Below are 6,850 nucleotides of genomic sequence, written 5' to 3'. Positions count from 1 at the left end.
TCCTTAGTACGAGAGGACCGGGATGGACGCACCGCTGGTGTACCAGTTGTTCTGCCAAGGGCATAGCTGGGTAGCTATGTGCGGAAGGGATAAGTGCTGAAAGCATCTAAGCATGAAGCCCCCCTCAAGATGAGATTTCCCATAGCGTAAGCTAGTAAGATCCCTGAAAGATGATCAGGTTGATAGGTTCGAGGTGGAAGCATGGTGACATGTGGAGCTGACGAATACTAATAGATCGAGGACTTAACCATATAATATGAAGCGATGTTATCTAGTTTTGAAAGAATATAAAAAACTTGTTGACTTTAAAAGTTAAATGAGTTACAATGATTCTTGTCTTAAATGAATACAGTCTGGTAATGATGGCAGAGAGGTCACACCCGTTCCCATACCGAACACGGAAGTTAAGCTCTCTAGCGCCGATGGTAGTTGGGACCTTGTCCCTGTGAGAGTAGGACGTTGCCAGGCAAATGGAGGATTAGCTCAGCTGGGAGAGCACCTGCCTTACAAGCAGGGGGTCGGCGGTTCGATCCCGTCATCCTCCACCATTTAGCCGACTTAGCTCAATTGGTAGAGCAACTGACTTGTAATCAGTAGGTTGGGGGTTCAAGTCCTCTAGTCGGCACCAGAAAATCATGGCGGTTGTGGCGAAGTGGTTAACGCACCGGATTGTGGCTCCGGCATTCGTGGGTTCGATTCCCATCAGTCGCCCCATTTTTTCTTAAAATATTAATATGCGGGTGTGGCGGAATTGGCAGACGCACTAGACTTAGGATCTAGCGCCTTTGGCGTGGGGGTTCGACTCCCTTCACCCGCACTTTTAATAAAATATCTCAAACATGTCTTGCGGAAGTAGTTCAGTGGTAGAATACAACCTTGCCAAGGTTGGGGTCGCGGGTTCGAATCCCGTCTTCCGCTCCAATTTTCAATATGACATGCCGGGGTGGCGGAACAGGCAGACGCACAGGACTTAAAATCCTGCGGTGGGTGACCACCGTGCGGGTTCGACCCCCGCCCTCGGCACCATATGCGCCCGTAGCTCAATTGGATAGAGCGTTTGACTACGGATCAAGAGGTTAGGGGTTCGACTCCTCTCGGGCGCGCTTTTATTAACGGGAAGTGGCTCAGCTTGGTAGAGCACCTGGTTTGGGACCAGGGGGTCGCAGGTTCAAATCCTGTCTTCCCGATATTCCCAAAAACATGGGGCCTTAGCTCAGCTGGGAGAGCGCCTGCCTTGCACGCAGGAGGTCAGCGGTTCGATCCCGCTAGGCTCCACTTATTTTAATATCATTTATGGCGGTGTAGCTCAGCTGGCTAGAGCGTACGGTTCATACCCGTGAGGTCGGGGGTTCGATCCCCTCCGCCGCTACCATAAAGGACCTTTAGCTCAGCTGGTTAGAGCAGACGGCTCATAACCGTCCGGTCGTAGGTTCGAGTCCTACAAGGTCCACCACTAAAGGTTTATATCTCGGAGGTATACCCAAGTTCGGCTGAAGGGATCGGTCTTGAAAACCGACAGGCGGCGAGAGTCGCGCGGGGGTTCGAATCCCTCTACCTCCTCCATTTTTTCTTAAATTACATATTATATCATCGCGGGGTGGAGCAGTACGGTAGCTCGTCGGGCTCATAACCCGAAGGTCGCAGGTTCAAATCCTGTCCCCGCAACCAAATGGTCCCGTGGTGTAGTGGTTAACATGCCTGCCTGTCACGCAGGAGATCGCCGGTTCGACCCCGGTCGGGACCGCCATTTTAATAAGGCTCGGTAGCTCAGTCGGTAGAGCAGAGGACTGAAAATCCTCGTGTCGGCGGTTCGATTCCGTCCCGAGCCACCATTTTGAAGTCGCAAGCCGGCTTAGCTCAATTGGTAGAGCAACTGACTTGTAATCAGTAGGTTGGGGGTTCAAGTCCTCTAGCCGGCACCACTTTCAAAATGAGCCATTAGCTCAGTTGGTAGAGCATCTGACTTTTAATCAGAGGGTCGAAGGTTCGAATCCTTCATGGCTCACCATTTTCAATTTTATGCGGGTGTAGTTTAGTGGTAAAACAAGAGCCTTCCAAGCTCTGGTCGAGAGTTCGATTCTCTTCACCCGCTTTTCAATTATGGGCCTATAGCTCAGCTGGTTAGAGCGCACGCCTGATAAGCGTGAGGTCGATGGTTCGAGTCCATTTAGGCCCACCATAATTGTTCCGCAGTAGCTCAGTGGTAGAGCTATCGGCTGTTAACCGATCGGTCGTAGGTTCGAGTCCTACCTGCGGAGCCATATTTATAGAGAAGTACCCAAGTGGCTCAAGGGGCTCCCCTGCTAAGGGAGTAGATCGCGAACGCGGTGCGAGGGTTCGAATCCCTTCTTCTCTGCCAGAACTGGCCCGTTGGTCAAGTGGTTAAGACACCGCCCTTTCACGGCGGTAACACGGGTTCGAATCCCGTACGGGTCATACTAAAAGAGATAGCATAATCTGCTATCTCTTTTTTATTGTGTATAGATATAGAAGAAGCTATGACAGATTATAAATAATAAGTTTAAAATAGGATTACCTTTTCTCATACATAAGAAAAGGTAATCCTATTTTTTGAATATGTTTTAACTTTCTATTGAATGTTCATCTTGTTTAATAACAACATGACTATATGCGGAGTGAAGAGTTTTGTAGCCTAAAAGTGCAATAGTTAAGGCAAGGCCTCCTGCTATAATAGCCACATTAAATCCTACATGGGCTCCAAAGTTATCAATAACTAAACCAGCTATCGCTGATCCTAGGGAGACTCCAATTCCAAGTCCTGTAATTGCCCAAGTCATTCCTTCGGTTATCTTTGATTCAGGTACGATTTTTTCCACAAGCCCCATAGTAATAATCATAGTAGGAGCGACAGATAGCCCTGCAAAGAAAACAATAACTACTAGCCAAGTAATACTGTTTACAAAAACTAGTGGCAGCATTGTTATCATGGAAAGTGTGACCGCTATTAAAAACTGATTATAGGGTGGGGTATTGAGTTTAAGAGTACCGAAAATAAGGCCTGCCAGGCATGAACCGATTGCATAGACAGAAAGTACAAAGCTAGCAGCTACTGTGTTTCCTTGCTGCTCAGCAAATGCTACACTAACGACATCTATTGTGCCGAAGATAGTACCTATAGCAATGAGTGTGAATACTAGTACTCGCAAAGAACCAATTTTAAATACTGTTCCGTTGTTTGTAATGTCGCGAGGGTGTACAGGCGGTTCTGTGCTTTTTTGCATAGTAAATAGGCATACCCCGATTGTAAGAAAAACAGATGATAAAAGTGGCGCTGCTTCTGGGAAGAACATAACACTTAAACTGACAGATAATACAGGACCAATTATGAAGCAAATTTCGTCGACGACCGATTCGAAGGAAAATGCTGTATGCAATTTATGGGATCCGCGGTATAGTTTAGTCCAACGTGCACGTACCATAGCTGACATATTTGGCATACAACCTGCACATAAAGCGGATAGAAATAGCGTCCAATAAGGAGCTTCATATTTCGTACATAGAAGTAAGAGGATTGTAAAGAAAACGCTAATACCTGTAGTCGGAAGAAGTATGCGAGATTGCCCTAATTGATCAGCCATCCGAGAAATATGAGGAGCTAGTAAAGCTGATGATAATGTAAAGGTAGCTGCAACAGCTCCAGCAAGCCAATAGTCACCACTTACTTGAGATAACATGGTAACAATACCAATACCCATCATTGATATGGGCATACGAGCTATAAATCCTGCTAATGAGAATCCTTTTGTACCAGGAGCACTGAAAATCTCACGGTAGGAATTAAACATGATAATCACCACAATATTTGACGTGTACATATACATTCTTCATTCTTTTAACTCCTCCTCTGTTTCATTAATACCTTCTATAAAAAGGGACAGTGAGTCAATGTAGGGTATAGGTAAGAAGTTATATTATCTTGTAAGCTAGAAATAATTGACATACGCACCGTATGCCAATATCATAGTAACATACGGAGCGTATGTCAATTGAAATGTTTTATCTCTGGATAGAGCCGATGTTTAAAGGAGTTATTCTTTTATATAGAGAACGATACTATAGTGCAATTCATTTTGAATAAAGAGAATGAATAGAAGTAGGAGGAAAAGATGATTAAAAAAACGAGAGCAGAAATGATTACTGAAACACGTGCTCTCTTGCTGTGGGCAGCAAGAGAGGCTTTTGGTACAGTTGGATATGTAAATACGTCTATGGATGATTTTACAGCATCTGTCGGTTTAACACGTGGTGCAATTTATCATCATTTTGGTGATAAAAAAGGATTGTTAGAAGCAGTTGTAAAAGAAATTGATATGGAAATGGATAATAAATTAGGGAAAGTATCAGATGAAGCGGAAGGAAAATGGGAAGGGTTTGTTGGGCGTTGTCGTGCATATTTAACGATGGCACTTAATCCAGAAATTCAGCGAATCGTACTTCGAGATGCACCAGCAGTATTAGGAACTAGTTATTATCAATCATCACAGTCACAATGTTTAGTGACGATGGCCGAGATGCTTCAGCAATTAATGAAGGACTGTATTATTGAAAAGACGGACTGTGAAGCTTTAGCAAGATTTATAAATGGCGGACTAGTGGACCTTGCTTGTTGGATTGCGAATTCTGAAGATGCAGAGGCACGGTTGTCTAAAGCTTTGCATAGCCTATCACTTATATTGAATGGTTTATTATTAGAAAAGAATGCATAATTTTAACGGATATTTTTTAATATATAGTAATGATTAAAAGGGAGGTGATAAAGTATAGGCTAATTCATTTATTTAACCGTATTCTATATAAGCTAATTGACGTCCATCTTGTAAGGGAATGATGTGATCAGTCAGTTTAATCTTATAATGTGATTACATTTTTTGTGAATGTTAGGATTTTTATTATAGAAAGTGAATTTAGTTACAGTGAGTAATTGAATCATACATTTTTATTCACAATCTAAAGAAAACACCTAATTTGGTATGGATTCCACACCTGATCTAACAACTTTACACTCTATGTGAAAAAGTTCACAAATAGGTCATAAATTGTGAAGTAATTCACAATAATACGTGCTACAATATGAATGTAAAGAAGTTAAACAACATTAAATTAGTATTTTAATTAATTACTTAAACAATCATAAAAAAATATATGTGAACAATAGAGAGGGGAAATTACCATGAAAAAAGGTATCAATCGTGTAGTATTAGTAGGAACAGGAGCTGTAGGTTGTAGTTACGCTTACTCAATGATCAACCAAGGTGTAGCTGAAGAATTCGTATTAGTAGATGTTAATGAAGCAAAAGCAGAAGGGGAAGCAATGGACTTAAGCCATGCGGTACCATTCTCTCCATCACCAACAAAAGTTTGGAGCGGTAGCTATGCAGATTGTAAAGATGCAGATCTAGTTGTTATCACTGCTGGGTTACCACAAAAGCCAGGTGAAACTCGTTTAGACTTAGTTGAGAAAAATACAAAGATCTTTAAACAAATCGTTCGCGGCATTATGGATAGCGGATTCGATGGAATCTTCTTAATCGCAACTAACCCGGTTGATATTTTAACTTACGTAACTTGGAAAGAATCTGGTTTACCGAAAGAGCGCGTAATCGGTTCTGGTACTACTTTAGACTCTGCTCGTTTCCGTTACATGTTAGGTGACTACTTAGATGTAGATCCACGTAACGTTCATGCTTACATCGTTGGTGAGCACGGTGACACTGAACTTCCAGTATGGAGCCACGCTACTATCGGTGTACAAAAACTAGAAACAATCTTAGCTAACAACGAACAGTACAAACAAGAAGACTTAGATAAAATCTTCGAAAATGTACGTGATGCAGCTTACCATATCATCGAACGTAAAGGTGCAACTTACTACGGAATCGGTATGTCACTACTTCGTGTAACTAAAGCGATCTTAAACAACGAGAACAGCGTATTAACTGTATCTGCATACCTTGAAGGTCAATACGGTGAGAAAGATGCTTACGTAGGTGTTCCAGCTGTTATTAACCGCGAAGGTGTACGTGAAATCGTAGAACTTGAGCTAAATGAAGAAGAAAAAGCGAAATTCGCTCATTCTGTAAAAGTATTAAAAGAAACTATGGCACCAGTACTATAATTAATTGCTAAATAATTCGGAAGTGGGGACCTGCTTCTTACTTCTGGATTTATATATAATTCAATATAAATTCCTTTTCCGGTTTCCCTTGTATATCCCCAATATACCCCTTTTGCTGGATAAGGGTCATTTATAGAAAAGAGCACTCTATTTTATATAGAGTGCTCTTTATGATTATTTTTTAGGTGTTAATCCTAACTTCTTTAAAATATCTGTCAGTGTACCGCTTTTTGATTTTTCTACAGGTGTTTGTGATTTAGATGCATCTGGACCTTTTTTCAAGAAGTTCTTTTCAACGAAGCGAATATCTTTTTCGTCGACAATTCCATCTTTATTAAGATCTCCGTCTTTTACAGTTAGTCCTTTTTTAATGTAGTTGCTAGCGATAATTTCAGCATCTTTAATATCGATTACTTTATCACCATTTACATCGCCGGCAAGGTTTTCGTCAGGTCTTGCATAATAATATTGGCCAAGCAGCTTACCGTCTTTTTCAGTACCAAGTTTCGTTGTTAGGCGGCTTGAAATGAGTTACTCGATGTTTCTGAATCACTGAAATAGGCGAATACACCTCCGAATGTAAGGGATAAACCAAGTGAAGCGGTGACAACTCCCATTCCTACTTTTTGTTTTAATGACATAAGAAAGCCCTCCTAGTTAAATTTTCATAGTGACCGTTCGCAACAAGGATAAATAAGTAAACATAGTAGTCCA

General features: G+C 41.9%; 3 protein-coding genes, 22 tRNA genes, 2 rRNA genes and 2 pseudogenes (1 of these 29 cut by a window edge). 26 read left to right on the top strand and 3 right to left on the bottom strand.

From position 1 onward, the window contains the following. The 24 genes from NZ044_RS24200 to NZ044_RS24085 form a co-directional block, all read left to right on the top strand. A 23S ribosomal RNA gene (locus NZ044_RS24200) occupies nucleotides 1–251 on the top strand; it begins 2,671 nt to the left of the window's first position. Between the two features lie 101 nt (nucleotides 252–352). After that, nucleotides 353–468 (top strand): 5S ribosomal RNA (gene rrf / locus NZ044_RS24195). A 4-nt stretch (nucleotides 469–472) separates the two neighbouring features. After that, a tRNA-Val gene (locus NZ044_RS24190) sits at nucleotides 473–548 on the top strand. 4 nt (nucleotides 549–552) lie between these two features. Then, a tRNA-Thr gene (locus NZ044_RS24185) sits at nucleotides 553–628 on the top strand. A gap of 10 nt (nucleotides 629–638) precedes the next feature. Beyond that, nucleotides 639–714: transfer RNA gene (locus tag NZ044_RS24180), tRNA-His, on the top strand. 22 nt (nucleotides 715–736) lie between these two features. Further along, nucleotides 737–817, top strand: a tRNA-Leu gene (locus NZ044_RS24175). A 29-nt stretch (nucleotides 818–846) separates the two neighbouring features. Further along, nucleotides 847–921, top strand: a tRNA-Gly gene (locus NZ044_RS24170). 16 nt (nucleotides 922–937) lie between these two features. Beyond that, nucleotides 938–1,026: transfer RNA gene (locus tag NZ044_RS24165), tRNA-Leu, on the top strand. Nucleotides 1,027–1,029: 3 nt separating this feature from the next. After that, a tRNA-Arg gene (locus NZ044_RS24160) sits at nucleotides 1,030–1,103 on the top strand. A 10-nt stretch (nucleotides 1,104–1,113) separates the two neighbouring features. Beyond that, a tRNA-Pro gene (locus NZ044_RS24155) sits at nucleotides 1,114–1,187 on the top strand. A gap of 15 nt (nucleotides 1,188–1,202) precedes the next feature. Continuing rightward, nucleotides 1,203–1,275: transfer RNA gene (locus NZ044_RS24150), tRNA-Ala, on the top strand. A 20-nt stretch (nucleotides 1,276–1,295) separates the two neighbouring features. Next, a tRNA-Met gene (locus NZ044_RS24145) sits at nucleotides 1,296–1,372 on the top strand. 4 nt (nucleotides 1,373–1,376) lie between these two features. Further along, a tRNA-Ile gene (locus tag NZ044_RS24140) sits at nucleotides 1,377–1,453 on the top strand. 17 nt (nucleotides 1,454–1,470) lie between these two features. After that, nucleotides 1,471–1,563, top strand: a tRNA-Ser gene (locus NZ044_RS24135). Nucleotides 1,564–1,591: 28 nt separating this feature from the next. Further along, nucleotides 1,592–1,668, top strand: a tRNA-Met gene (locus NZ044_RS24130). Nucleotides 1,669–1,671: 3 nt separating this feature from the next. Continuing rightward, nucleotides 1,672–1,747, top strand: a tRNA-Asp gene (locus NZ044_RS24125). A gap of 9 nt (nucleotides 1,748–1,756) precedes the next feature. Beyond that, nucleotides 1,757–1,832: transfer RNA gene (locus NZ044_RS24120), tRNA-Phe, on the top strand. Nucleotides 1,833–1,846: 14 nt separating this feature from the next. After that, a tRNA-Thr gene (locus tag NZ044_RS24115) sits at nucleotides 1,847–1,922 on the top strand. Between the two features lie 10 nt (nucleotides 1,923–1,932). Beyond that, nucleotides 1,933–2,008 (top strand) — tRNA-Lys (locus NZ044_RS24110). A gap of 13 nt (nucleotides 2,009–2,021) precedes the next feature. Further along, nucleotides 2,022–2,092: transfer RNA gene (locus NZ044_RS24105), tRNA-Gly, on the top strand. Between the two features lie 10 nt (nucleotides 2,093–2,102). Next, nucleotides 2,103–2,179, top strand: a tRNA-Ile gene (locus NZ044_RS24100). 7 nt (nucleotides 2,180–2,186) lie between these two features. Next, a tRNA-Asn gene (locus tag NZ044_RS24095) sits at nucleotides 2,187–2,261 on the top strand. Between the two features lie 7 nt (nucleotides 2,262–2,268). Then, nucleotides 2,269–2,359 (top strand) — tRNA-Ser (locus NZ044_RS24090). 5 nt (nucleotides 2,360–2,364) lie between these two features. Continuing rightward, nucleotides 2,365–2,436 (top strand) — tRNA-Glu (locus NZ044_RS24085). Between the two features lie 146 nt (nucleotides 2,437–2,582). On the opposite strand, the gene NZ044_RS24080 is transcribed toward NZ044_RS24085, so the two are convergent. Further along, complete coding sequence (locus NZ044_RS24080; RefSeq protein ID WP_015945917.1) at nucleotides 2,583–3,806, bottom strand: MFS transporter; 1,224 nt, start codon at nucleotides 3,804–3,806, stop codon at nucleotides 2,583–2,585. Nucleotides 3,807–4,127: 321 nt separating this feature from the next. On the opposite strand from NZ044_RS24080, the gene NZ044_RS24075 reads away from it, so the two are divergent. Together NZ044_RS24075 and NZ044_RS24070 are read left to right on the top strand one after the other, a co-directional pair. Next, complete coding sequence (locus NZ044_RS24075) at nucleotides 4,128–4,727, top strand: TetR/AcrR family transcriptional regulator (protein ID WP_098506001.1); 600 nt, start codon at nucleotides 4,128–4,130, stop codon at nucleotides 4,725–4,727. A 464-nt stretch (nucleotides 4,728–5,191) separates the two neighbouring features. Next, nucleotides 5,192–6,136, top strand: coding sequence for an L-lactate dehydrogenase (locus NZ044_RS24070; RefSeq protein WP_000715339.1), 945 nt, complete (start codon nucleotides 5,192–5,194; stop codon nucleotides 6,134–6,136). A gap of 174 nt (nucleotides 6,137–6,310) precedes the next feature. Here NZ044_RS24070 and NZ044_RS24065 read toward each other — a convergent pair. Both NZ044_RS24065 and NZ044_RS24060 read right to left on the bottom strand, forming a co-directional pair. Then, a pseudogene (locus NZ044_RS24065) lies at nucleotides 6,311–6,664 on the bottom strand (dockerin type I domain-containing protein); the annotation flags it as partial. Next, nucleotides 6,655–6,777: pseudogene (locus NZ044_RS24060) on the bottom strand (TasA family protein); the annotation flags it as partial. The pseudogenes NZ044_RS24060 and NZ044_RS24065, both read right to left, overlap by 10 nt. Nucleotides 6,778–6,850 lie beyond the last annotated feature (73 nt).

This window comes from Bacillus sp. FSL K6-1338 (assembly GCF_038006965.1).
In the GTDB taxonomy this organism is placed as follows: Bacteria; Bacillota; Bacilli; order Bacillales; family Bacillaceae_G; genus Bacillus_A; species Bacillus_A thuringiensis_S.
The sequence above is the reverse complement of the archived record's forward strand: the minus strand, read 5'-3'. Positions and strand labels throughout refer to the sequence as shown.

Excerpts from the sequence above, each read along its gene's own strand:
- NZ044_RS24080 (WP_015945917.1), bottom strand. The coding sequence starts at position 3,806 with ATGTTTAATTCCTACCGTGAGATTTTCAGTGCTCCTGGTACAAAAGGA.
- NZ044_RS24075 (WP_098506001.1), top strand. The coding sequence starts at position 4,128 with ATGATTAAAAAAACGAGAGCAGAAATGATTACTGAAACACGTGCTCTC.
- NZ044_RS24070 (WP_000715339.1), top strand. The coding sequence starts at position 5,192 with ATGAAAAAAGGTATCAATCGTGTAGTATTAGTAGGAACAGGAGCTGTA.